The organism is Streptomyces sp. NPDC044704, from assembly GCF_056433525.1.
Window position 1 is genome coordinate 382,324 of sequence record NZ_JBWKGY010000007.1, and the last position, 23,616, is coordinate 405,939.

Consider the following 23,616-nt stretch of genomic DNA (forward strand, 5'->3'; position numbering starts at 1 on the left):
TCGCACCGTGTCGTAACACCGGGGCCGGTCGGCGGAATATCCGTCGATCGGCCCCGGCCGTTGCGTGTACGGTTCTGGTGACCCTGCCGAACGTCCGGTGATCCTGCCGCACCACGGCCGGGTGAACCTGCCGGACGACGGCCCGGCAGGCCACCTAACCCGAACCGGCGGGACATCCGGAACTGCATGTACGTGGGGACTCTGTCCTTCGATCTGCTCCTCGGCGACGTCCACTCGCTGAAGGAGAAACGCTCCGTCGTCCGGCCCATCGTCGCCGAGCTCCAACGCAAGTTCTCCGTGAGCGCGGCCGAGGTGGGCGACCAGGACCTGCACCGCAGGGCCCGCATAGGGGTCGCGCTGGTGAGCGGGGACGCGGGGTTCGTGTCGGACGTACTGGACCGCTGCGAGCGGCTGGTCGCGGCGCGTCCTGAAGTGGAACTGCTGTCGGTACGACGGCGCTTCCACGGTGATGAAGACTGATTGCTTGTCTGCAAGAAAAGAAGGAGACGGACCAGTGGCCGACAATGCGCGGGCGAAGAAGCTGGCGGACCTCATCCGGGAGGTGGTGGCCGAGAAGCTGCAGCGCGGCGTCAAGGACCCCCGCCTCGGTACGCACGTGACCATCACGGACACCCGGGTCACCGGCGATCTGCGGGAGGCCACGGTCTTCTACACGGTCTACGGTGACGACGAGGACCGGGCCAGCGCGGCTGCCGGTCTGGAGAGCGCCAAGGGCGTACTGCGCTCCGCGGTCGGCCGGGCGGCGGGAACCAAGTTCACGCCCACCCTGACCTTCGTCGCGGACGCCCTCCCGGAGAACGCGAAGACCATCGAGGACCTCCTCGACAAGGCGCGCGCCTCCGACGCCCAGGTGCGCGAGGTGTCCTCCGGCGCGAAGTACGCCGGCGAAGCCGACCCGTACAAGAAGCCGGGCGACGAGGACGACGACGAGGACGCAGCCGCGGAATGAGCACCGAAGCAGGGAAGACTCCGGACGGCCTTGTCATCGTCGACAAGCCGTCCGGCTTCACTTCGCACGACGTGGTCGCCAAGATGCGCGGGATCGCCAAGACCCGGCGCGTCGGCCACGCCGGCACCCTCGACCCGATGGCGACGGGCGTCCTCGTCCTCGGTGTCGAGAAGGCGACGAAACTCCTCGGCCACCTCGCGCTGACCGAGAAGGAGTACCTCGGGACGATCCGTCTCGGGCAGTACACCCTCACGGACGACGCCGAGGGCGAGATCACCTCGTCCACCGATGCCTCCGGGGTCACCCGCGAGGCCGTGGACGCGGGCATCGCCAAGCTGAGCGGCGAGATCATGCAGGTCCCGTCCAAGGTCAGCGCCATCAAGATCAAGGGCGTGCGGTCCTACAAGCGCGCCCGCGACGGCGAGGACTTCGAGATCCCGGCCCGGCCGGTGACCATCTCGTCGTTCCAGGTGTACGACATGCGCGAGGCGGAGGCCGAGGACGGTACGAAGGTCGTCGACCTCGTCGTCTCCGTCGTCTGCTCCAGCGGTACGTACATCCGTGCCCTCGCCCGCGACCTCGGCGCGGACCTCGGCGTGGGCGGACACCTGACGGCGCTGCGGCGCACGCGGGTGGGCCCGTACAAGCTCGACAAGGCCCGCACGCTGGACCAGCTCCAGGAGGAGCTGACCGTCATGCCGATCGGCGAGGCCGCGGCCGCCGCCTTCCCGCGCTGGGACCTGGACGCCCGCCGGGCCTCGCTGCTCGCCAACGGCGTGCGGATCGAGATGCCGGACGAGTACCAGGACGGCCGGACGGTCGCCGTCTACGGGCCGAAGGGGCAGCTGCTCGGGCTCGTCGAGAGCAAGGGCGGCAAGGCGAAGTCGCTCGCGGTCTTCGTCTGAGCGCGACGCGGCGGCGCGCCGGTGTGCTGGCGCGTCGCCGCCGATGTGCTCGTGCGTTGGTGCGTTGGCGCGTTGGTGCGTTGGCGCGTTGACGTGGAGCGGTGAGCGCACAAGGACTGCTGCTCACCGCTCCACGACCCCCCTCGGCTAAGTGTCTATCCACGCGAAGCCCCTTGTTCACCCGTCCGAGCAGGCGCTCGGAGTGAATGGAGGGAGCGTAAGGGGGCGCTTTCGTCCCGCGTGCTTTCCGTGCTGATCTTCACTTGCCTACCGTCGTGAGCACGGAGCTCGCGGCGGGGGAGTGGTGCGGCGATGACGGACGAGGTCACGGGTGGTTCGGCGGCGGCGGCGGCGGTGGCGGCGGCGACGTTCGGCGCGGCCGGGGAGACGGCCGTCGCCGAACTCCAGGGGACCGATGCACTGCACGGGCTCCCCGGGTGTCACGGGCTCGTCAGGATCTGCGATCCGGCCGGCCTGCCGCGGGGTACCGGGTTCGTGGCGGACGACCGCGGCACGGTGATCACCAGCCACGAGGCCGTCGACGGCCTGACCGGGCTGTTGCTGCACGCGCCCGGGGGGCGGACCTGGCGCGCGGAGGCGGCGGACGTGACCCCGCTGCCCGAGGTGGCGCTGGCCCTCGTGCGGACCGACGGGCTGGGGCTGCGGCCACTGCCGGTGGCGATGCGGCAGGAGGTTCCCGCGGGGACGTACGTACGGCTCCCCGCGCGGGGCTGGCGACAGGCGCGGGTGCTCGGGGCGCGGGCGGGGGTCACCTACGGCGCGGCGGATCGTTTCCACGTACTGCCCGTCACGGTGGAGCTGGCGATCGGCACCGCCGGCCGGGACGCCCTCGGACCGGGCGGCGGGGCCGGCGGGGGCCCGGTTCTGGACGTCGCCACCGGGGCGGTGCTCGCGGTACTGGGCACCGCTCTGGAAGCAGAGCACCGCTCCGGAGTCTTCGCCCTGCCGCTCCGGGCGGCCGCGGCGGCCGCTCCCGCGGGGCCGCTCGCCCGCCTGCTGGAACGCAACTCCGCGACCGTGCCCGGGTACGGTGCCGACCTCAACCTCGCGGGCGTCCTGGAGCTGACCGCAGCCACCGTCGGCGCGGCGTTGCCGCTCGCGCCCGGGGCCGATCCGGAGCCGGAGCCGGTGGCTCGCCCCGCCCTCGCCGCCGGGCTGGCCGCCTTCACCGCCGGGGACCGTCCCGTCCTCGGCCTGGTCGGAAACCCCGGCACCGGCCGGACCACGGCCCTCGCGGCCCTGACCGCCGAGCGCGCGGGGGGACCCCGCCCCGCGCCGACGCTGTGGCTCCGCGGCGCGGACCTGCGCGACGAGGACCCCTCCTTGGCCGCCGCGGCCGCCCGCGCCCTGGACTCGGCGGCCCGCGCCGTCACGGCGGCGGGAACGGCCCTGCGCGCCGGGGCCGACGGGGTCGGCGGCTTCGCCGGGGCGGCGTCCGGGGAAGAGGACGGGGCCGGTCCGGGGCCGGATGCCTGGTTCGGCCCGGCGGCCCGGGCGGACGCGGGTCCGGAGGCGGGGAGCGCGGTCGGCCGGGGTGCCGGTGTGGGCGCGGGCGTCGAGTCGGGTACCGGACCACTCGGTGGGCCTGGCGAGCGGGGGGCACGGGACGGCGTGCCGGGGGAGGCGGCTGCCCCGGAGGGAACGGTCGAACGCGTGGCCCGGCTCGCGGCGGCGGCCGGGCGGCCGCTGCTCGTGGTGCTGGACGCGCCCGAGGAGATGCCGCCGCAGCTCGCACACCGCCTCGGGCCCTGGACCGAAGCCACCGCCCGGTGGCTGCGGTCGGTCGGCGCCCGGCTCGTCGTCGCCGCCGGGCCGGAGTACTGGGAGCGGGCCGGCGCCCTGTATCCGCCCGAGGTGCTGCACGTTCCGGCCCGCCCCGTCCGGCGGCTGCCGCCGGCGCTGCCCGTCGGCGATCTGGACCCTGCCGAGGCGGAGACCGCCCGGGCCCGACTCGGGATCCCCGCCGACGGCATCCGGGAGGCGGACGCGCGGCATCCGCTGACCCTGGGCCTGCTCGCCGGGATCCGCGCCGCCGGGGTCACCGCAGGCCGCCCGGGCCGGGACGAGGTGTTCGGGGCGCACCTGGACCTGGTGGCCCTGCGGGTGGCGGTCCGCATCGTCACGACGGGCGCGACCCTGCCGCCCGGCGGACCGGCTGACGCCCCGCCCGTGCCCGTGCCCGCGCCCCGTCGCGGGAGCAGCCGTCCCGGCGCCACCGGCCCCTCCGCTGCCCACCCCGGTCCGCAGCCGGCCACCTCGCCCACCGCCGTCCCCGCGCCGGGAGCCCGTGGCCAGGGCGTACACGGTCCGTGGGACGAACGCCCCGGGATCCCGGCCGCGCGCAGGTACGGGTCCCGCGCGCGTACTCCGAACGTGCAAGGTCCCGAAGCGCACGACGCTGACGCCAGCGGCGCCGACCTTCCTGCGGCGGACGGCCGTGGTGTCCGGAGTCCGGCTGCGAGCTGGACGCCTGCCCATGAGTCCGGTGTCCGGGACCCGGGGGAGTGCGGCGCGGGCCCGTACGGCCTCGGGGTGACCGGGCCGGGTGTCCGAGGACCGGGCGTGAACGACCCCGAGGGGCCGGTTCCGTACGAGCCCCGATCGGACGGCTCAGGGGTGCACGGCCTCGGCGGTGAAGGTCGGGGTGGGAACGACTGCGGCCTCCAGGACTCCGCCGTGCGGGGCCCGGGCCTGCACGGGCCCCAAGCGGGCGGCCCGGTTGGCCGGACCCCGGGCCCGTACGGAACCGGCCACCACGGCACCGGTACCCACGGCCCCGCAGTTCATGGCGCCGACGCGTGCGGTCCGGGCGAGCCGGCTGCCCAGGATCCCGGATCTCAGCGCCCGGGATCATCCGACCCCGGCCTCCACACCCCGGGTACGAGCCGGCCGGACCCGTGCGAACCCGGTGTTCACGGCCCCGGCGGGTACCGGCCCGGCCTCGCGGGCCACGGCCCGCACGGACCCGGTGTGACGGGCCCCGGCCCCCAGGACCTCGGGGCCGTCGACCCCGCGCCGGACGGCATCGCCCCTCAAGGGCCCGGCGCGGTCCGGGACCCCGGCGCGAACGGTCCCGGCATGCCCGGCTCCCCGGCGGCGGGCGGCCCCGCCGACCACGAGCCGGGCGTGGACGGGCCCGGCGCGTACGCCCCGGGAGCCCTGGACCGAGGCGTGGACGGGCCCGGTACGGACCGACCCGGCGTGGAGGGGTGGGGCGTCCACGAACCCAGCCCCCACGAACCCGGCATGCACGAACCCAGCCCCCACGGCCCTCACCCCCACGGCCCCCGCCCCGACAACCCCGACTCCGTAGACCCCGGGTACCCCCGCCCCGGCGCGTACGAGAACGCCCCCGGTCTCCACCTCCCCGGCGTGCGGCGGCTGGCGGCCCGGGTGGCGGGGCGGGTGCACGAGGCGGCTCGGTGGTGTCTGGGGCCGGGGCAGGGGCAGTTGGACCGGGCCGTTTTCGAGGAGCTCTTCCCCCGGCGCACCGGCTGGGCCTCCGCCGTCCTCGCCGAGGGGCTGTTCGTCCCCGCCGGGCCCGGCTACCGCTTCGCGCACGAGGAGCTGTCCGACTGGCTCCAGGCCGGCCACCTCGACGTGCCGACCGCGCTCGACGTGCTGGTCCACTCGGGCCCCGCCACGTCGGGCCCGCCCGTACCCCGGCACCGTGTCGGGCCCGTCCTGGAGGCCCTGCGCCGGCTGCCGCCGCCCGAGGTGCGCGGCCGGCTGACCCGGCTGGTCGGCGCTCTCAACGCCTTCGCCGAGGAATCCCCGGAGCCCCCGGAGTCCCCGCCGGTCCACCCCGACCGGGTCTGGTGGGCCGCCCGGCTGCTGCGCGAGACCCTGCTGCGGGCCTCCGACGCCACCCCGCACCTGCCCGTCCTGCACGCCCTCGCCGAGCACGTGGCGCGGGCCGGCCCCGGGGAGTTCGGCGGCTGGTTCTGGAACCGGCTCCGGCTCGCCGAGTCCGACCGCCTCGACCTGCTCCGCCGCCTGCTGCCCGCCGACCACCGCTACCTCGAAGCCGCCGGGCGCCGCCTCGTCCGCGCCCCGCGACTCGTCCAGCCCCTCCTCTGCGCCTGGTTCACCGACGAACGCCGGCTGCGCGGCCGCCCGGGCGCCACCGTCGCCACCGCGGCCCAGGCCCTCCTGCACACCCACCGCGGACTCGCCGCCGACGACCTCACGGAGGCCCTGGTGAGCGCCGCTCACCACCGCGCCGACGAGCTGCTCGCCGTGCTCGCCGAGGACGAGCCCTCCGCCCTGTCCCGCGCCGTCGACCGCTGGGCGCACGACGAACGGCCCGGGCGACGGGTCGCAGCCGCCGCGTACGGGCTCGTCACGGCCCCCCACGTCCGCGCCCCCGCCGACCGTGAACTGCTGCGCCGCGCGGCCCGGGCCCTGCTCGACCGCCCCGCCGACGCCGCCCTGCACGGCAGCGCCCTCGGGATCCTGCTCCGCGACCCCCAGGTGCGGGCCCGCTACCTGCCCGACGCCCTCGACTGCTTCCGCGACCCCGACCGCGGCTCCCGGCTGCCCGCGTCGGCGCTGGTCGCCGCTCTTCCGGTGCTGCCCGACCCGGACTCGGTGTTCGCCGCCCTCCGGGCCCGGGCGGACGGCGAGGTGCTCCGCGCCCTGGCCGCGCTCACCACGCCGGGCCTGGCCCGCCGCGCGGGCGACCTCGTACGGGACCACCTCGCGTGCCGCCCCGAGGACGCCCCGCACGCCGCCGCCTTCGTGGACCGGCGCCTCGACCAGGGGCCGGCCGCGGGGCCCGTACTGCGCCCCCTCGTACTGGACCTGCTGCGGACCGCCCCGCCGGCCGTACGGGCCGCGCTGGCCGGTGTACTGGGCGCGCCCGGCGGGGCGGGCGGGGGACCCCCGTACGGGCTGCGGGGCGAACTGGCCGACGTACTGCTGCGCGAGGAGCCCGACCCGGCGGTCCTCGGCGCCTTCCTGGACGCCCTGGCCGCCGGGACCCGGGCCCGGCCCGAGGAGCGCACCCGCGAGCTGCTCCGGCGCGCCGGCCGGCAGCTGCTGCGCCTTCCCGGCGGCCCCGCGGTGTTCGAGCACCGGACGGTGGAGCTGGCCCGGACCGACCCGGCCTTCGGGGCGCTCGTCGCCCGCTGGCTCGCGCAGGCGGGGGCGGAGGCCGCGGCGCTGCTCGGACCGGGCGCCCGGCGCACGGTGGAGACCCTCAGGCGGACCGCCCCGGACGTCACGTGAGGCGGCAATGGGCCGACCCCGACGCCGATGCGGGGCCCCGGCCACCGGCATGGCAGTCTTAGACCTGCAATCGGCAATCAGTACAGGGACTACACGGGTTCGGGCGAGGAGCGGTCACAGTGCAGCGCTGGCGTGGCTTGGAGGACATCCCCCAGGACTGGGGACGCAGCGTCGTCACCATCGGCTCCTACGACGGTGTGCACCGCGGACATCAGCTGATCATCGGACGGGCCGTGGCCCGGGCCCGCGAGCTGGGCGTCCCCTCGGTCGTCGTCACCTTCAGCCCGCACCCCAGCGAGGTCGTGCGGCCCGGCAGCCACCCGCCGATCCTGGCGTCGTACGACCGCCGTGCCGAACTGATGGCCGGTCTCGGAGTCGACGCGCTGCTGATCCTGCCCTTCACGGCGGAGTTCTCGCAGCTGTCCCCGGCCGACTTCATCGTCAAGGTGCTCGCCGACAAGCTGCACGCGAAGGCCGTCATCGAGGGACCGAACTTCCGCTTCGGCCACCGCGCCGCCGGGAACGTCGACTTCCTGCGCGAGCTGGGCGCGACCTACGACTACGAGGTCGAGGTCGTGGACCTGGTCGTGCGCGGCGAGGCGGGCGGCGGCGTGCCGTTCTCGTCCACCCTCGCGCGCAGGCTGGTCTCCGAGGGGGACGTGGAGGGCGCCGGCGAGATCCTGGGCCGCCCGCACCGCGTCGAGGGCGTGGTGGTGCGCGGCGCGCAGCGCGGGCGCGAACTCGGCTACCCGACGGCGAACGTGGAGACGCAGCCGCACACCGCGATCCCGGCGGACGGGGTGTACGCGGGCTGGCTGACGGCGGACGGCGAGCGGATGCCGGCGGCGATCTCGGTCGGCACGAACGTGCAGTTCGACGCCACCGAGCGGACCGTGGAGGCGTACGCGATCGACCGCGTCGGCCTGGACCTGTACGGGATGCACGTGGCCGTGGACTTCCTCGCGTACGTGCGGGGCATGGCGAAGTTCGAGTCGCTGGACGGGCTTCTGGAGGCCATCGCGGACGACGTGAAGCGCTCCCGGGTGCTGACCGACTCCTACGACGCCGACCGCGCCGGACGCTGAACGCGCGCCGCGCCCGAACGCGCCGGAGGGCCCGTACCGTCCTGGGGACGGTACGGGCCCTCCGTGTGTCCGGGCCGGTCAGCCGAGGCGCGGGTCGCGCGGGGGCTGGCCGGGCTGCTGGGGCGCCTGCGGAGCATGAGGCGCCTGCGGTGCGGGCGGCTGGGGCTGCTGCCAGGGCTGGCCGGGCTGCGGGTAGGGCTGGCCGTACGGCTGTTGCGGCGGCTGGGGCTGCTGGTACGGGCCCTGCGGGTGCGGCGGCTGAGGCTGGTGCTGCTGGGGCTGGGCGTGCTGGGGCTGGGCGTGGGGCTGCTGGTGCTGCTGGGGTGCGCCCCAGTGGGCCTGCGCGGCCTGCTGCTGCGCTCGCGCGAAGTCCTCGGCGACCAGGGCGGAGAGGGTGAAGTACGCCTCCCGGGTCTTCGGCCGCATCAGGTCGAGGTCCACCTCGGCACCGGCCGCGAGGTGCTCGTCGAACGGCACCACGACGACGCCGCGGCAGCGGGTCTCGAAGTGCTGCACGATGTCCTCGACCTTGATCATCTTCGCGGTCTCGCGGACCCCGGAGATGACGGTGAGGGAGCGCGAGACGAGATCGGCGTACCCGTGCGCGGAGAGCCAGTCGAGGGTGGTGCTGGCGCTGCTCGCGCCGTCCACGGACGGGGTCGAGATGATGATCAGCTGATCGGCGAGGTCCAGTACGCCGCGCATGGCGGAGTAGAGGAGACCGGTGCCCGAGTCGGTGAGGACGATCGGGTACTGGCGGCCGACGGTCTCGATGACGCGGCGGTAGTCCTCGTCGTTGAACGTCGTCGAGACGGCCGGGTCCACGTCGTTGGCGATGATCTCCAGGCCGGACGGCGCCTGCGAGGTGAACCGCCGGATGTCCATGTACGAGTGCAGGTACGGGATCGCCTGCACGAGGTCACGGATCGTCGCACCGGTCTCGCGGCGCACGCGGCGGCCGAGGGTGCCGGCGTCCGGGTTGGCGTCGATCGCCAGGATCTTGTCCTGGCGCTCGGTCGCGAGGGTGGCGCCGAGGGCGGTGGTCGTCGTGGTCTTGCCGACGCCGCCCTTGAGGCTGATGACGGCGATGCGGTAGCAGGACATCACGGGAGTGCGGATCAGCTCCAGCTTGCGCTGGCGGTCCGCCTCCGCGGCCTTGCCGCCGAAGCGGAAGCCGGACCGGGTGGCCTTCGGCTTCTGCTTGCCGCGCAGCAGCCGGTCCGAGGACAGCTCCACGGCGGCGGTGTAGCCGAGCGGCGCCCCGCCGTGGCCCTGGGCGGGCTGCTGGTACGGGCCCTGCGGCTGCTGCGGCTGCTGCGGCTGGGCCGCGGGGGACCACTGTGCCTGCGGCTGCGGCTGCGGCTGCGGCTGGGCCTGGGCTTGGGGCGGAGCGGGCGGGAAGCCGTAGCCCTGCAGAGGCTGTTGCGGCTGGGCCTGGGCCTGGGCCTGGGCCTGGGCCTGCGGCGGTGCGGGCGGGAAGCCGTACCCCTGCGGAGGCTGCTGCTGCCCGGCGGGCGGGAACCCGTAGCCCTGCGGGGTGCCCGAGGTGGGGAACGTGGGCGGCAGTTGGGGCAGTTCGGTACCTGGCCCCCCGAACGGGTGCTCCACGGGCGGGTGTTGGGCATCCGTCGGGATGACCGGCGCGGCGTACGGGTCCTGTTCGGCGGGAGCGGGCGGCCACGCGGCACCGGGTGCGGCGGCGTCACCCACGGGACCCGGAACCGGCGCGGGTGCGTCGGCGGTCGGGGCCGAGGGGTGCGCCGGGGCTGCGTAGGGCGCGGGCGGGGCGTCGGCGACGGGCGCGTCCGACGGGGGTGCCTCGGGCGCGGGGTGCGCGTAGGCGGCGGGTGCGGCGTCGGCGACGGGCGCCTCTGCGGCGGGGGCCGGGGCGTCGACGGGGGGAGCCGAGGGGGTCGCCGGTACGGGAGCCGCGTGGGGCGCGGCCGGGGCGTCCGCGACGGGCACCTCCACCGGAGAGGCCTCGGGAGCAGGAACGGGACCCGAAGCGGGGGGAGTTGCCGGAGCCGGGCTCGTGGACACGCCCACGGCCGGGGTCGGACCGGCAGCCGGAACCTCGGCCGGGGCCTCGGCCGGGGCCGAGGGGAACGCAGGAGCGGGGGCCGGAGCCGCATCCGAAGCCGGGCTCTCGACCGGGGCCGAAGCCGCCGGGAGCAGCGGAGCCGCGTCCTGGGCAGCGGCCGGGGTGTCGGCCGGAGCGGGCGGGAACGCCGGGCCCGAGCCCGGAGCCGGAGTGTCGGCCGGGGCGGGCGGGAACGCCGGGGTGTCGGCCGGAGCCGGCGCCGGCGGGAACGCCGGGCCGGAACCCGGGGCCGGGGCTTCGGCCGGAGCCTGAGCCGACGGGAACGGCGGAGCCGGAGCCGGGGCGGGCGCCGTGGCCGGAGTGACCCCCGCGGCCGGCGGGAACACCGGGCTCGGGAAGGCCGGGGGGATCTCGATCGGAGTCGGGTCGAACGCGACCTCCTCCGCCGGATCCGGGGCCGCGGCCCGCGGCGGCACGGCGGCCGGTGAGATCCGCATCGTCGGGGGCGACACCACGTCCGAGGGGCGGTGCGGTTCGAAGCCGCTGCCCTCCGGGAGGCCGGGTACGTCCTGGGCGGGCGCGCCCTGCGTGTACCAGGCCGGCGGGGTGTAGTCGATGGTGAACTCGCCCGTCACATCGGGCTCCGCGTCGGACTGATCGTCCGTCGGGACGTCCCACGTCCCGCCGCGCCTCTCGTTCCGATCGCCGCTCACTGGTCTTCGTCCTCCTGGTCTGTCGAACACGGTCGGGCGCCCTACCCGACGCCGCGCCCGCACTCAGCCTAATCGCGCCCCGGCGGCAAAATCCCGCGAGGTCGCGCCCGTACTCCTGCCTACAGGCCACCCGGGCCCTGAGCAACCGTCACCGCACCCCCGGACACCGGGCGGGGCCGCCCCTCCCCGGCCTCCCCTGACCCGCCCCGCGCAGGCTCCACCGAGACGCCGCGACCGGGACGCCGCGACCGGGACGGCCACGGCCGGGGCCGCCCCCAGGCCGGCGGTCAGTCGATGCGCCGGGCCGCGCCGAACAGGCCCGCCTCCTCCTCCGTGCCCTGCGTCAGTACGAACTTCCGGTCCCGCAGCGTGCACCACAGCGTCACACCGTCCCCCAGGGTCGGCAGCGACCCGACCGCCGCCCCCGGCAGCCGCATCAACGCGCCGATGCGCTCCGCCTCGTCGGGCGACACCCGCTGCACGCCCACCAGAGCGGAGTTCCGCAGCAGCCGGGGCGCCGCCGGGCTCAGGTACGGCAACAGGGTCAGTACCGACTGCCACGGCCCCGCGACCACCCGCCCGCGCGGCGGCCGCATCCCGCAGTCCCGGACCACCAGGACGGGACTGCCCGCCGAAGCGCCCTGCGGCGGCACCCGCCCCACCTCGTGCAGGGTCACGCACTGCGGCCCGTCGCCGGCCGCCCGGGCCAGCCCGGACCACACCGGCCCGCGCCCGGTCTCCACCGCGACCCGGGCGCCCGTGGCGGCCGTGCGCAGGGCCAGCACCTGCGCCGTCCACAGACCGCCGATCAGCGTGACCTCGTACGGGGTGGGCCGGTTGACGCCCAGCACCGCCGGACGGCCCTCCGCGTCCACGCCGATGACGACCCCGTCGTCCCCGACGGGCAGCGCCAGCCGGTCCAGTTCGCCCGCCGGGACCACGTGCCGCTCCCGGCGCGGACCCACCAGCCCGAAGCCGCCCCGCACCGCCCGTCGCCGGGGGCCGCCCCTCACCGGGTTCCGCCCAACGGCAGCGAGGCCAGCAGTCCCGGCACCTGCTCCCGGTCGAGCCGTACCAGCCCGGCCCGCACGCCGCGCGCGGTCCGCTCCAGTTCCCGGCGGGCGCGGACCAGTTCGCCGTCGCTGCGCCCGGTCACCCGGACGTACCCGGTCAGCGTCACGCCGTGCCGCCCGGCCGGGGCCAGCGTGAGGCTGAAGTTCGTCGCCAGCGCGGGCACCGAGGTCAGCAGCGCCACGAACTGCGCCGGCCCCGCCCCCGCGCCGCCCAGCCGGGGCCAGCGGCCCACCCAGTAGGTGGTGTGCCGCCGGTCGTCGCACCGCCAGGTCCGCGGGGTCTCCTCCGTACGCCGTCCCGTGCCCGCCGTCCGCCCGGCCCGGGTGATCGCCGCCGGGTTCGCGCAGGACGAGGTGGCCAGCGCGGCCGTCAGCTCCCGCTCCGTCAGCACCGTGGCCCGGAAACCGGCCCCGGCCAGCCGGCTCGCCAGCTGGTCGGCGACCCGGACCAGGGCGCGCTGGGCCCCCGGCAGGCCGCCCCCGCGCGCGGCGACCGCCTCCGCGCACCGCTGGGGATCGAGCTTGAGCGCGATCCACGTCAGGCGCACCGCGGGGGCTCCCGTCCGGGCCTGGAGCGGCGCGTAGTTGCGGGACGCCGTCGACCCGGCGGGCAGGTGGGGCGCCGGCGCGGGCTGGGTGTGCTGCACCACCTGCGCCGACTCCAGCCGGATCCCGTCCACTTCGAGGACGTCCCGTACTGCGGACAGCGGCAGCGGGCACGCCGCCCGGTCGGGCCGCAGCGCGGTGGCGTCCGCGTCCACCCGGACGACCGCCGTCAGGAAGGTTCCGTCCCCGACCATCCCGACCGGCCCGCGGTCGCGCGCGCTGCCGCCGAACGTCAGGGTCCGCAGCGCCGGTTCGGCCTCCACCAGCGGCGCCAGCCCGGGTTCGGTTCCGGCGGGCACGGTGAAGCCGGCGGCCCGGCGCCGCCGCGCCCGCAGGGCGAGGACCCCACCGAGCCACTCGGGGAGGGAGCGCCGGTGCCGGCGTACGACGGCGAGGGCCAGCAGGACCAGGGCCGACGCGCCGGCGGGCACCAGCAGCAGCGGTTCCACGACCCACGCCACCAGCGGAGCCGCGACCGCCAGCTGGAGCAGGACGAGTTGTTGCAATCGAAAAGGTCCGAAACGTCCCGGGCTGGAAACCGGACGCGGCACCACCCCGCCGGGCACGGCCGCCGACGGCTCCGTCACGCTGACCCCCACATGCCCCTCCTCCCCTCGCCGGGCCCGAACACGGCCCGCCACAGGGCATAGTAGGGGCCCGGTCCGACCATCCGGGCCCGGGTACCGGAAGCGCCGGCCGGGCCGAGCGGCGAGGAACAGGCGGTCATGGCGTCACGGCGTGATGAGCTCAACGCGTACACGTTTGCGAAGCGGCTTACGGTGGCGGCGTTCCTCCAGCCCTCGGCCACCGGTACCGAAGAGGGCGCCCCCAGGCCGTTACAGGCCGTCCTGCCCTCCCTGGTCGTCGGCGCGCTGCTCCTGGCCGGCTTCGGCGCCTGGGGCATGTTCAGACCGCAGGCCCCCAAGGGCTGGGACCGGCCGGGTGTGATGGTCATCGTCGGCAAGCAGTCGACGACCCGCTACGTGGTCCTGACGACCGGGTCGGGCGACGGGCAGCGGACGCGGCTGCACCCCGTGCTGAACCTGGCGTCGGCCCGGCTCCTCCTCGACCCGGGGAAGTTCAAGGTCGTGCAGGTCGAGGACGAGCTGCTGGACGCGGGCCGGCCGCCGCGCGGCCCGATCATCGGCATCCCGTACGCCCCCGACCGGCTGCCCGCCGCGGCGGACGCGGGAAAGGCCAAGCGCTGGGCCGTCTGCCAGCGGCCCGCCGGCGACGGATCCGGCGTGCGGACCGCCGCCTTCGTCCTAGCCGGCCGCGAGGCCCGCCTGCTCGACGACGCCCGCAGGACCACCGACACGCAGGTGCTGTACGTGCGGAGCACCGGCCCCGGCAAGGAGCGGTACCTCGTCGACGCGGCGGGCACCAAGTACGCGTTCCCCGAGGGCGGGCCGGAAGCGGGCACCCTGACCACCGCCCTGGTCGGCGCCGTCGCCACCCCCCAGCCGGTCACCGAGCGGTGGCTGGCCACCCTTGGCTCCGGCGACCGCCTCGGCTTCCCGCGGCTGCCCGGCACCCCCGGCGCGCCCGCCCGCGTCCGGGGCCTGGCGGCCGCCGACGACAGGGTGGGCACGGTGCTGAGCGCCCAGACCGGCTCCGGCACCCAGCACTACGTCGTCCTGCCCGGCCGGGTCGCGCCCGTCTCGGAGTTCGTCGCCCGGCTGCTGATCTCCGCGCCCGCCACCGACGCCCTCGACCTGCACGGCGAGGCCCGCCCGGTCGACCTCCAGTCCCTGCGCCCGGACACCACCGCCTTCATGGCGCAGGCCGCATGGCCGCGCAGACGGGGCGTCCAGGTCAACCGGGTCGCCGCCGACCCGGCTCCCGCGCGGGGCGGCGAACGGCGCGACACCGTCTGCAGCGTGCTGCGGTCCGGCGACGCGCGGGGCGGCGGAACGCTGAGCACCTGGGCCGGGACCGGCTTTCCGGTCGACATCACCGCGAGCGGCACCGGCGCGTACGTCACGCCCGGATCCGGGCTCCTCTACCGGCAGGTCCAGGGCCGCCAGAGCGCCGCCGGGGGCTCCTTGTTCCTGGTCACCGACACCGGCCTGCGCTACGCCGTGCGGGCCGACGGCGAGGGCCCGGGGGCCGGGGCGCCCGACCCGCGGGCGGCGGGCTCCGGCGGCGCCCGGCCCGAGCCGGGCCGGGCCCAGGCCCGGCTCGGCTACGCCGACGTGGTCCCCGCACCGGTGCCGATCGCCTGGTCGGAGTTCCTGGCCAAGGGCCCCCGCCTGGACACCGACTCCGCCCGCCGGCCCCAGGGTTCGTGAGGACACCGCCCGTGACGCAGAGTTCCCGCGGCCGCGCCGCCCGGTTCGCCGCCGCCCTCGGCCTCCTCGCGGTGTGCGGTGCGGCGGGCGCGCCCGCGCCGCGGGCCCCGTACGCGCTCGGGCTCGACCGGGCCGGCGAGTGCTCCTTCCCCGTGCAGGAGCAGATCGCCGGCCGCCCCTGGGCCCTCCAGCGGATCCTCCTCGACGCCCTGTGGGCCGACACCAAGGGCAAGGGCGTGCGCGTCGCGGTCATCGACACCGGCGTGGACCGCGCCAACCCGCAGCTCGCCGGCGCCCTCGACACCGGCGCCGGCCTGGACCTCATCGACGCGGCCGGCGGCGACGGCACCCGCGACACCGTCGGCCACGGCACCAGGGTCGCCGGGCTGATCGCGGCCCGCCCCCAGGAGGGCACCGGCTTCGTCGGCCTCGCCCCCGAGGCCACCGTCATCCCCGTCCGGCAGAACGACGGCCGGGGCAACGGCAGCGCGGCCACCCTCGCCCGGGCCGTCGACCACGCCGTCGCCCGGGGCGCCCACGTCATCAACATCTCCCAGGACACCGACGCCCGCCTCACCCCCGACTCCGAGCTCGCCCGGGCCGTCCGCCGGGCCCTGGACGCCGGCGTAGTGGTCATCGCCTCGGCCGGCAACGGCGGCCCGGCCGGACGCGAACGCACGTACCCGGCCGCCTTCCCCGGGGTCCTCGCCGTGGCCGCCTCCGACCGGAACAACGAACGCGCCGCCTTCTCCCAGCCCGGCGACTTCATCGGCGTCGCCGCCCCCGGCGTCGACATGGTCTCCACCGTCCCCGGCTTCGGCCAGTGCGCCGACGACGGCACCAGCTTCTCCGCCCCCTACGTCGCCGGGGTCGCCGCCCTGCTGCGCGCGGAGCACCCGGAGTGGACCCCCCAGGAGGTGGTCTGGCAGATCCAGAACACCGCCGAACGGTCCGTCAACGGCCGTGACGACTACATCGGATGGGGTGTAGTCGACCCGGTCCGCGCCGTCACCCAGGACCACGGGACGCCCCGGCCCCCCGCCCCGGACCCGGGCCCGCCCCCGGCGACCGCACCGCGCGCGGCGGAACTCCACCTGACCGAGACCGCGCAGGAGCGTGAGCTGCGCCTCGGCACGTACGCCCTCGGCACCGCGGGCCTGCTCGTCGCCGTCACCGCCGGGACGGCGACCGTGGCCCGCGACGCCCGCGCCCGCCGGGGCCGCCCGCGGTGAACGCCCGCCCGCTCCCGCGCGGAGCCGGCCGGCGCGTGCGGGGCGGGCGTCCGGACTGGCTAGAGTGCCCGCTCCTGCCGGGGAATCGAGATGCGAGGAACTTCGGATGACGAGCACGTTCGGACTGGCCGACGATCCGGTCGTCAAGGCGGCCAACAAGATCTCCGAGACGGCCCAGGCCGTGACCACCCAGGCCCGGGAACTGGCCGACATCCTCGCCACCGCGAGCGCCGGCTGGACCGGTGCGGGCGCCGAGGGCTTCAAGCGGGCCCAGGCGGACCTCAACGTCGACCACGACGAGATCCGCCGCCTGCTGCGCGTCCTGCACCACGCGGTGTCGCAGACCAAGAACCTCACCAACGCCCAGGACGAGGAGGTCCGTTCGGCGTTCCGCACGGTCACCACCGGCCGGTCCGCACTCGACGGCGTCTGACCGCGCCGCCCCGCCCCGGCGACCCACCGCGCGCGAAGGAGGAAGACCATGTCCGGTCCCGACGGCTACACCCGGGTTCGGTACGAGAGCGTCCAGCAGATGGCGGACCGCATCCGGACCGTTTCCCACAACATCCTCAAGGACCTGTCCGAGATGGAACAGGCCGTGAAGGTGGTCACCGACACCTGGGACGGCGAGGCCCACCTGGAGTACGTCGGCCTCCAGACGAAGTACCGGCGCAGGGCCGACCACATGCGCAGGCAGCTGGAATCCGTCGCCCGCCTCGTCGAGCGCGGCAAGGGCGACTACCGCGCCACCGACATGAAGGCCTCCCGCCTGTTCACCGAGGCCTTCTGACCCCCACGACGCACGGAGGGGCGCGTCCGCACCGGACGCGCCCCTCCGTGTCGCCGTCGCCGGCCTCAGGTGAGGTCGAACTCCCCGTCCCTCGCACCGAGGACGAAGGCCTCCCACTCGGCGGCCGTGTAGCGCAGCACGGTCTCGCGGTCCAGCGACGACCGCATGGCCACCGCGCCCTCGGGCAGCTTGGCGATCTCGACCCGCTCCTCGTCCGGGCTGGTCCCGGGCGGGCCCTGCCACTCGACGCCGCTGATGTCGAGCGCGTACAGCTCGTCCTTCTCCTGCTGAGTGCCCATGTGCGGCCTTTCCCTCGGTCGTGCGGTGCTGCTCGGCTCTTCGCTGCCGATTATCGGCGCAACGCGGTCGCCCGGTGCCGTTTTCCGGGTGATCCCGCCTACAGCCCGCCTACAGCCCGCCTACAGCCCGTCCCGCAGCCCGCTCTCCGGCCCGTCCCGCAGCTCCGGCATCCGTCCCAGCTGGACCAGCGAGGTGCCGCGCCGGCGCGAGACGAAGTGGCCCCGGCCGGGAGGCATCGGGCGCGCCCGGACCGTGCCGAGCAGATCGCCCTCGGACGGGTCGCCCGACATCACCACGCCCTGCGCGCCCAGCTCCTTGATCCGCTGCACGAACGGCTCGTACAGCGCGCGCGAGGCGCCGGCCGAACTGCGCGCGATGACGAACCGGACCCCGGTGTCCCGGGCGAAGGGCAGGAACTCCACGAGCGGCGCCAGCGGATTGCCCTGCCCGGAGGCGACCAGGTCGTAGTCGTCGATCAGGACGAACACGTCCGGGCCCGTCCACCAGCTGCGGTCCCGCAGCTGCCGCGGCGTGACGTCGGCCGGCGGCTGCCGCCGGGAGAACACCCCGGCCAGCGCCTCCACGTGCAGCCGCAGCGAGCTCTCCATCGGCGCGTACTCCAGCAGGTGCTCCTCCGGGAGCGCCCCGAGCAGCCCGCGCCGGTAGTCGACGACGACCAGCTTGGCCCGGTCCGGGGCGTACCGCCGCGCGATCTGCCGGGCGAGGAGCCGCAGCAGGTTCGTCTTGCCCGACTCCGCCTCCCCGAAGACCAGGAAGAACGGGTCCGACTCGAAGTCGGCGAACACCGGCTCCAGGTCCCCCTCGCCGATGCCGAACGCGATCCCGCGCTCCGGGAACTCCCCGCCCCCGGGCAGCCGGTCCGCGGGCAGCAGCCCCGGCAGCAGCCGTACTCCGGGAGCCGCAGGGCCCGCCCAGCCCTCCTTCACCGCCGCCACGAAGGCCGCGGTCGCCTCCGGCAGGTCCTCCGCCGTGTGCGCCCCGTCGGTGCGCGGCAGCGCCCCCAGGAAGTGCAGCTTCTCCGCCACCTGCCCGCGTCCCGGCATGCCCGCGGGAACGTTCGCCGCGACCCTCCGGTCGAACTCGGAGTCCATGACGTCACCCAGCCGCAGCTCCAGCCGCCCCAGCAGCTGGTCCTTCAGCACCGAGCGGACCTCCATGTACCGGGCCGCGGTGACCACCAGGTGGATGCCGTATCCCAGACCCCGGGACGCGATGTCCGTGACCACCGGCTCCAGGCCCTCGTACTCCCCGCGGAAACCGCCCCAGCCGTCCACGACCAGGAACACGTCGCCCCACGCCTCCCCGGGCAGACCGCCCGCCGCGCGCCGGCGCCGGTAGCCGGCCATGGAGTCGATGCCGTTCGCCCGGAAGAACTCCTCGCGCCGGGCCAGGACGCCCGCCACCTCCGAGACCGTGCGCCGCACCCGCTCCGGGTCCAGCCGCGAGGCGATCCCGCCCACGTGCGGCAGCTCCGCCACCGACGACAGGCTGCCGCCGCCGAAGTCCAGCCCGTAGAACTGCACCTCGCGCGGGGTGTGCGTGAGCGCGAACGAGCAGATCAGCGTCCGCAGCAGCGTGGACTTGCCCGACTGCGGGCCGCCCACCACCAGCATGTGTCCCGCCGCACCCGAGAAGTCCCGGTACAGCACCTCGCGCCGCTGCTCGAAGGGCTTGTCGACCAGCCCGAGCGGCACCACCAGCCCGCCGGGCCGCGTGTACCCCCGCGCGTGCAGCCCCCGCCGCCCGTCCGCGGCGAGCGCGGGCAGCAGCTGGTCCAGCGCCGGAGCCCGGTCCAGCGGCGGCAGCCACACCTGGTGCGCCGGTACCCCCTGACCCTCCAGCCGCCCCACGATCACGTCCAGCACGCTCTCCGCGAGCGCGTCGTCCTCCTGCGGCTCCCGCGCGGCCTGGTGCGCCGGATCCGCAGCCGCGTACACCACCGGCACCGGCGCCGCCGTGAACAGCACCGGCCGCCGCACCACCGGCAAAGGCCCCTCCGGCGCCCGCGGCCCGCCCGCGCGGTGGACACCCGAGACGTACGCCGCCTTGAAGCGGGTCATCCCGTCCGTACCGGACTTCAGGTAGCCGGAACCGGGCACCGGCGGCAGGTGGTAGGCGTCCGGTGCGCCGATCGCCGTCCGGGACTCCGCCGCCGAGAAGGTCCGCAGACCGATCCGGTACGACAGGTACGTGTCCAGCCCGCGCAGCCTGCCCTCCTCCAGGCGCTGCGAGGCCAGCAGCAGGTGCACGCCCAGCGACCGGCCGATGCGGCCGATCTGGACGAACATGTCGATGAAGTCGGGCTTCGCCGTCAGCAGCTCGCTGAACTCGTCGATCACCAGCACCAGCGAGGCCAGCGGCTCCAGCGGCGCGCCGGCCGCGCGGGCCCTCTCGTAGTCGTGGACGTTCGCGTAGCTGCCCGCCGCCCGCAGCAGCTCCTGACGGCGCTGGAGCTCACCGCGGATCGAGTCGCCCATCCGGTCGACCAGCGTGAGGTCGTCCGCCAGGTTGGTGATCACCGCCGCCACGTGCGGCATCCGCGACATCCCGGTGAAGGTGGCACCGCCCTTGAAGTCCGCGAGGACGAAGTTCAGCGTCTCCGAGGTGTGCGTCACCGCCAGCCCCAGGACCAGCGTCCGCAGCAGCTCCGACTTGCCCGAACCGGTCGCCCCCACGCACAGCCCGTGCGGGCCCATGCCCTCCTGCGCCGCCTCCTTCAGGTCCAGCATCACCGCAGCGCCGTCCTCGCCCACGCCGATCGGCACCCGCAGCCGCTCACCGGCCGGCCTCGGACGCCACGTCCGGGCCACGTCGACCTGCGCCGCGTCGCCCAGGTCCAGCAGGTCCGTGAAGTCCAGGTTCGCCAGCAGCGGCTCGTCGTCCTCCCCGCCACCCGTGCGCAGCGGCGCCAGCTGCCGGGCCAGCGCCTCCGCCGCCGGCAGCGACAGCGTGTCCGGGACGCCCTCGTACACGACCCCCGCGCCCGACTCCAGGCGCAGCCGCCCCGGCCGCACCACCACCGACAGCCCGCCCCGGGGCTCGTCCAGCTCGCCCCCGACCACCTCCACGACGGTCACCCCCTGCAAGCCCTCCGCCGCCGCGAACATCGAGTCCGGCGGCACCGCGCCACCGTCCAGTACGAGGACCAGGTGCGGCCGGTCCGGCACCGGGGCCGCATCCCGGCCGAACCGCGGCCGCCCCTCCAGCCGGCTCCCCAGCAGCCCCTCCAGTACGGCCAGGTCATCGCCGAACAGCCGCCTCGTACCGGCCCCGTCGACCTGCCCCGGCAGCTGCGCGTGCGGCAGCCACTTCGTCCAGTCCCACGCCGGCCCCGCACCCGCCCCGGCCACCACCGCCACCGTCAGGTCCCCGGGGGAGTGCAGCGTCACCAGCTGCGCCACCAGGGCCCGCGCCGCACCCCGCGCCGACTCGGCCTCCCCCGACACCGTCACGTGGTAGAACGCCCGGACCGACACCGCCACCGGGAGCCCGTCCAGGGCGGAGTGCACCTTCAGGAAGCGCTGCACCGCCCCCGCCGTCAACGGCTCCAGGTCGTCCACCGGAGCCGTGTCCGGCGCCACCAGCGGGGTCGCGAGGCGCTGCGCGCCCAGCCCCACCCGGGCCTGCCCGAAGTCCGCGTCCCCGGGCCGCCGTTCCCACAGCCGCGAGCCCTCCGCCACCACCGACCACAGCTGGTCCGGGGCCGGGTGCAGGTACAGCTGCGCGTCACGCTGGGCCCGCGCGGTCGCCCGGACCCGACGTCGCGTACGGGCCAGGTACTTCAGGTAGTCCCGCCGCACGTCCGCCATGTGCCCCTGCGCGCCGCGCCGGTGGCGGACCAGCTGGGCGACGACCATGCCCACCGTGGACACCAGCATCAGGACGCCCATCACCCGCATGAAGGGCGCCGCACCCGGCATGAAGAAGAACACGACCGACGACCCCATGCCGAGCATCGGCAGGAGCTGCATCAGGACGCCCTCCCGCTGCCCCCGCGGCAGTTCCGGCGGGGCCTCCAGCCGCAGCTCGTCCGAGGGAACCCGGGGCGGCAGCGCGCGGGGCGGGCGTTTGACGACGATCTGGCTCACCGGAACACCAACCCCTTGAGAGTGCGCGGGCGTCCGTGGCCGGAGCCCCAAGTCCCCTGCGCGGACGGGACGTTCCGCTCACGCGGCGGCGATCCTACGGTCCGCGAGCAGGTCCGACGGCCCGGTACAGTGCGCCCGCCGCGTGGGCGTCCGCGCGCCGGCCGCCGCCGCGGCGCACGCCGACCAAGGGGGACACGCAGGTGAGTACGGCCGGGACGACGGGATTCCGCAGGGTCACCGTCGTGGCACCCGACAGCCGCGTCGACGTCGCCCTTCCGGAGGACATCGCCCTCGCCGACGTCTACCCCGAACTGCTGCGCCTGACCGGCCAGACCCAGCCCGTCGGCGCCCCCACCGGCTACCACCTCGTACGCCGGACCGGCACCGTCCTCGACGGGGCCCGCACCCTCGCCGCCCAGCAGGTCCTCGACGGAGAGGTGCTCAGCCTGCGCCCCTTCGCCGAATCGCTGCCGCCCGCCGTGTTCGACGACGTCTGCGACGCCGTCGCCTCCGCCGTCGTCCGCGACCGCCACCGCTGGAGCGACGACATGCTGCGCGGCGCGGGCCTGACCGGCGCCGCACTGCTCCTCGTCCTGCTCGCCCTCGTCCTCTGGTACGCCGACCCCGTCCACCACGACGTGCACGGCCCGCCCGCGCTGACCGCCGGAGCCTTCGGCGCCGTCCTCACCGCCGCCGCCGGAGCGCGCGCCCGCGTCTACCGAGACCGGGGCTCCGCCGCGGCCCTCGGCATCGGCGCCCTCCCGCTCCTGATGATCGCCGGCGCCGGCATCCTCGCCCCCGCCGCCAGCTCCGGACCCGGCCGCCTCCAGTTCCTCCTCGGCTGCCTCTGCGTCCTCTTCACCTCCGCCGTCCTCCTCGCCGTCACCCCGGGTGACGCCCCCTTCGTCGCCGCCGCCTTCCTGGCCGCCACCGGAGCCCTCGCCTCCTTCGGGGCCATCGCCGCGGAGACCTCCGCCACCTCCGCCGCGGCCGTCTGCGCCCCCGCCGCCATCGGCCTCCTCGCCTTCCTCCCCGGACTCTCCGCACGTCTCGCCCGCCTGCCCATCGGGTACGCCGCCCCGCGGAGCGCGACCGACGACACCGGCCACGCGGGGACCCCGGAGCGCCACGCCCCCGACCCGTACGGTGACCCGCCCGGCTCCGGCCCGCACGACCCGGCCGCCCCGCTCGACGCCGACCTCGTCGCCGCCCGGGCCCGCCGCGGCCACGAGACGCTGCTCGGCCTGGTCGGCGGCTGCGCGGCCGTCGCCGTCGGCTCCGCCGCCGTCCTCGGCTTCTCCGGCGGCACCTGGGGCCGGCTCCTCGCCCTCGCCACCGGCCTGGCACTGCTCCTGCGCGCCCGCCTCTTCCGCCGCACCCCGCAGGTCGTGTGCGCCCTCGCCGCCGGCCTCGCCGCGATCGGCCTGCTGGTCCTCGGCCTCGCCCTGCACGCGCCCGACGGCCTGCCGCCGGAGATCACGCACCGCCACGACCACGCCGCCACGGGCCTGCGCACCCTCTGGCTCTCCGCCGCCGTCGCCGCCGGCGCGGCCCTCCTCACCGGAATTGCGCTTGTCATCCCCCGCAAGGGCCTGTCACCCTTCTGGGGAAGGCTGCTCGACCTCACCGAGGCCGCGGTACTGCTCAGCCTGGTCCCGCTGACCCTGGCCGTGCTCGACGTCTACGGCCGCGCCCGGTCCCTCACCAGCTGAGAGCCGGGACCCGGCAGCCTGGTACGCTGTGTGACGGCCGTTTGTGTACGCGCCCCCGGAGATCTCTGGAGGCTGCGCTCAGCGGACCCCGCCTCCCGAGTTACGGAAGATCCCCAGAGAATTCGACCTGGGGCACTCGGTGGCAACGAAGACCTATTACGAGGAGTACGCGTGCCGCTCGACGCCGCAACGAAGAAGCAGCTCATCGCAGAGTTTGGTGCCAAGGAGGGCGACACCGGCTCCCCCGAGGTCCAGGTCGCGATGCTGTCCCGCCGCATCTCGGACCTGACCGAGCACCTCAAGACCCACAAGCACGACCACCACTCCCGTCGTGGTCTGCTGATCCTGGTCGGCCAGCGTCGCCGCCTGCTGCAGTACCTGGCCAAGAAGGACATCCAGCGCTTCCGCGCGCTGGTCGAGCGCCTCGGCATCCGCCGCGGTGCGGCCGGCGCCAAGTAAAGACGCTGTGAAGGGAGCGGTTCCCACACTGAGGGGGCCGCTCCCTTTGCTGTACGTGCGCGACGTACCGGACGCTTTGT

The 23,616-nt window shown here is 75.9% G+C and carries 16 protein-coding genes; 11 read left to right on the forward strand and 5 right to left on the reverse strand.

From position 1 onward, the window contains the following. The first annotated feature begins 186 nt into the window (after nucleotides 1-186). The 5 genes from AC07B0_RS20520 (at nucleotide 187) to AC07B0_RS20540 (ending at nucleotide 8,210) form a co-directional block, all read left to right on the forward strand. Entirely contained in the window at nucleotides 187-480 is a 294-nt protein-coding gene (locus tag AC07B0_RS20520) for a DUF503 domain-containing protein (protein ID WP_030227569.1), read from the forward strand. A gap of 34 nt (nucleotides 481-514) precedes the next feature. Further along, the gene (gene rbfA / locus AC07B0_RS20525; RefSeq protein WP_356879343.1) at nucleotides 515-970 is read left to right on the forward strand and encodes a 30S ribosome-binding factor RbfA; all 456 of its coding nucleotides are present in this window, start codon (nucleotides 515-517) and stop codon (nucleotides 968-970) included. Continuing rightward, nucleotides 967-1,875, forward strand: coding sequence for a tRNA pseudouridine(55) synthase TruB (gene truB, locus AC07B0_RS20530; protein ID WP_356879345.1), 909 nt, complete (start codon nucleotides 967-969; stop codon nucleotides 1,873-1,875). The genes rbfA and truB overlap by 4 nt, the downstream gene beginning before the upstream one ends. Nucleotides 1,876-2,187: 312 nt before the next feature. After that, nucleotides 2,188-7,125 (forward strand): trypsin-like peptidase domain-containing protein, encoded by a 4,938-nt coding sequence (locus AC07B0_RS20535; protein ID WP_478898677.1) that lies wholly within the window; start codon nucleotides 2,188-2,190, stop codon nucleotides 7,123-7,125. A 119-nt stretch (nucleotides 7,126-7,244) separates the two neighbouring features. Next, nucleotides 7,245-8,210: a bifunctional riboflavin kinase/FAD synthetase gene (locus tag AC07B0_RS20540; RefSeq protein ID WP_469381132.1), complete on the forward strand. Its 966-nt coding sequence runs from the start codon at nucleotides 7,245-7,247 to the stop codon at nucleotides 8,208-8,210. A gap of 78 nt (nucleotides 8,211-8,288) precedes the next feature. Here the strand turns inward: AC07B0_RS20540 and AC07B0_RS20545 are convergent, their stop codons facing one another. From AC07B0_RS20545 to eccE, 3 genes are all read right to left on the reverse strand, one after another. Continuing rightward, nucleotides 8,289-10,964: an SCO5717 family growth-regulating ATPase gene (locus AC07B0_RS20545; protein WP_469381134.1), complete on the reverse strand. Its 2,676-nt coding sequence runs from the start codon at nucleotides 10,962-10,964 to the stop codon at nucleotides 8,289-8,291. Nucleotides 10,965-11,251: 287 nt separating this feature from the next. After that, a complete protein-coding gene (locus AC07B0_RS20550; protein ID WP_356879353.1) occupies nucleotides 11,252-11,977 on the reverse strand; it encodes a hypothetical protein in 726 nt (241 codons plus the stop codon). Further along, a complete protein-coding gene (eccE, locus tag AC07B0_RS20555; RefSeq protein ID WP_478865961.1) occupies nucleotides 11,974-13,149 on the reverse strand; it encodes a type VII secretion protein EccE in 1,176 nt (391 codons plus the stop codon). Before eccE ends, AC07B0_RS20550 begins: the two co-directional genes overlap by 4 nt. A 219-nt stretch (nucleotides 13,150-13,368) precedes the next feature. Between eccE and eccB the strand changes: the two genes are divergently transcribed. The 4 genes from eccB to AC07B0_RS20575 all read left to right on the forward strand — a co-directional run bounded on the left by eccB (nucleotide 13,369) and on the right by AC07B0_RS20575 (nucleotide 16,956). Then, a complete protein-coding gene (gene eccB, locus AC07B0_RS20560) occupies nucleotides 13,369-14,934 on the forward strand; it encodes a type VII secretion protein EccB (RefSeq protein WP_478898678.1) in 1,566 nt (521 codons plus the stop codon). 11 nt (nucleotides 14,935-14,945) lie between these two features. Next, nucleotides 14,946-16,166 (forward strand): type VII secretion-associated serine protease mycosin, encoded by a 1,221-nt coding sequence (gene mycP, locus AC07B0_RS20565; RefSeq protein WP_478898679.1) that lies wholly within the window; start codon nucleotides 14,946-14,948, stop codon nucleotides 16,164-16,166. A 106-nt stretch (nucleotides 16,167-16,272) separates the two neighbouring features. Continuing rightward, nucleotides 16,273-16,599: a WXG100 family type VII secretion target gene (locus tag AC07B0_RS20570; protein ID WP_356879357.1), complete on the forward strand. Its 327-nt coding sequence runs from the start codon at nucleotides 16,273-16,275 to the stop codon at nucleotides 16,597-16,599. 48 nt (nucleotides 16,600-16,647) lie between these two features. Next, nucleotides 16,648-16,956: a WXG100 family type VII secretion target gene (locus tag AC07B0_RS20575; protein WP_356879359.1), complete on the forward strand. Its 309-nt coding sequence runs from the start codon at nucleotides 16,648-16,650 to the stop codon at nucleotides 16,954-16,956. Between the two features lie 65 nt (nucleotides 16,957-17,021). Here the strand turns inward: AC07B0_RS20575 and AC07B0_RS20580 are convergent, their stop codons facing one another. Together AC07B0_RS20580 and eccCa are read right to left on the reverse strand one after the other, a co-directional pair. Further along, nucleotides 17,022-17,255 (reverse strand): DUF397 domain-containing protein, encoded by a 234-nt coding sequence (locus AC07B0_RS20580; RefSeq protein ID WP_266573624.1) that lies wholly within the window; start codon nucleotides 17,253-17,255, stop codon nucleotides 17,022-17,024. Between the two features lie 120 nt (nucleotides 17,256-17,375). After that, entirely contained in the window at nucleotides 17,376-21,365 is a 3,990-nt protein-coding gene (eccCa, locus tag AC07B0_RS20585; protein ID WP_478898680.1) for a type VII secretion protein EccCa, read from the reverse strand. 200 nt (nucleotides 21,366-21,565) lie between these two features. Between eccCa and eccD the strand changes: the two genes are divergently transcribed. Together eccD and rpsO are read left to right on the forward strand one after the other, a co-directional pair. Further along, nucleotides 21,566-23,077: a type VII secretion integral membrane protein EccD gene (eccD, locus tag AC07B0_RS20590; protein WP_478898681.1), complete on the forward strand. Its 1,512-nt coding sequence runs from the start codon at nucleotides 21,566-21,568 to the stop codon at nucleotides 23,075-23,077. Between the two features lie 171 nt (nucleotides 23,078-23,248). After that, a complete protein-coding gene (gene rpsO, locus AC07B0_RS20595; RefSeq protein WP_329378621.1) occupies nucleotides 23,249-23,536 on the forward strand; it encodes a 30S ribosomal protein S15 in 288 nt (95 codons plus the stop codon). Nucleotides 23,537-23,616 lie beyond the last annotated feature (80 nt).

Excerpts from the sequence above, each read along its gene's own strand:
- AC07B0_RS20575 (WP_356879359.1), top strand. The coding sequence starts at position 16,648 with ATGTCCGGTCCCGACGGCTACACCCGGGTTCGGTACGAGAGCGTCCAG.
- eccB (WP_478898678.1), top strand. The coding sequence starts at position 13,369 with ATGGCGTCACGGCGTGATGAGCTCAACGCGTACACGTTTGCGAAGCGG.
- truB (WP_356879345.1), top strand. The coding sequence starts at position 967 with ATGAGCACCGAAGCAGGGAAGACTCCGGACGGCCTTGTCATCGTCGAC.
- AC07B0_RS20570 (WP_356879357.1), top strand. The coding sequence starts at position 16,273 with ATGACGAGCACGTTCGGACTGGCCGACGATCCGGTCGTCAAGGCGGCC.
- AC07B0_RS20535 (WP_478898677.1), top strand. The coding sequence starts at position 2,188 with ATGACGGACGAGGTCACGGGTGGTTCGGCGGCGGCGGCGGCGGTGGCG.
- AC07B0_RS20580 (WP_266573624.1), bottom strand. The coding sequence starts at position 17,255 with ATGGGCACTCAGCAGGAGAAGGACGAGCTGTACGCGCTCGACATCAGC.
- AC07B0_RS20520 (WP_030227569.1), top strand. The coding sequence starts at position 187 with ATGTACGTGGGGACTCTGTCCTTCGATCTGCTCCTCGGCGACGTCCAC.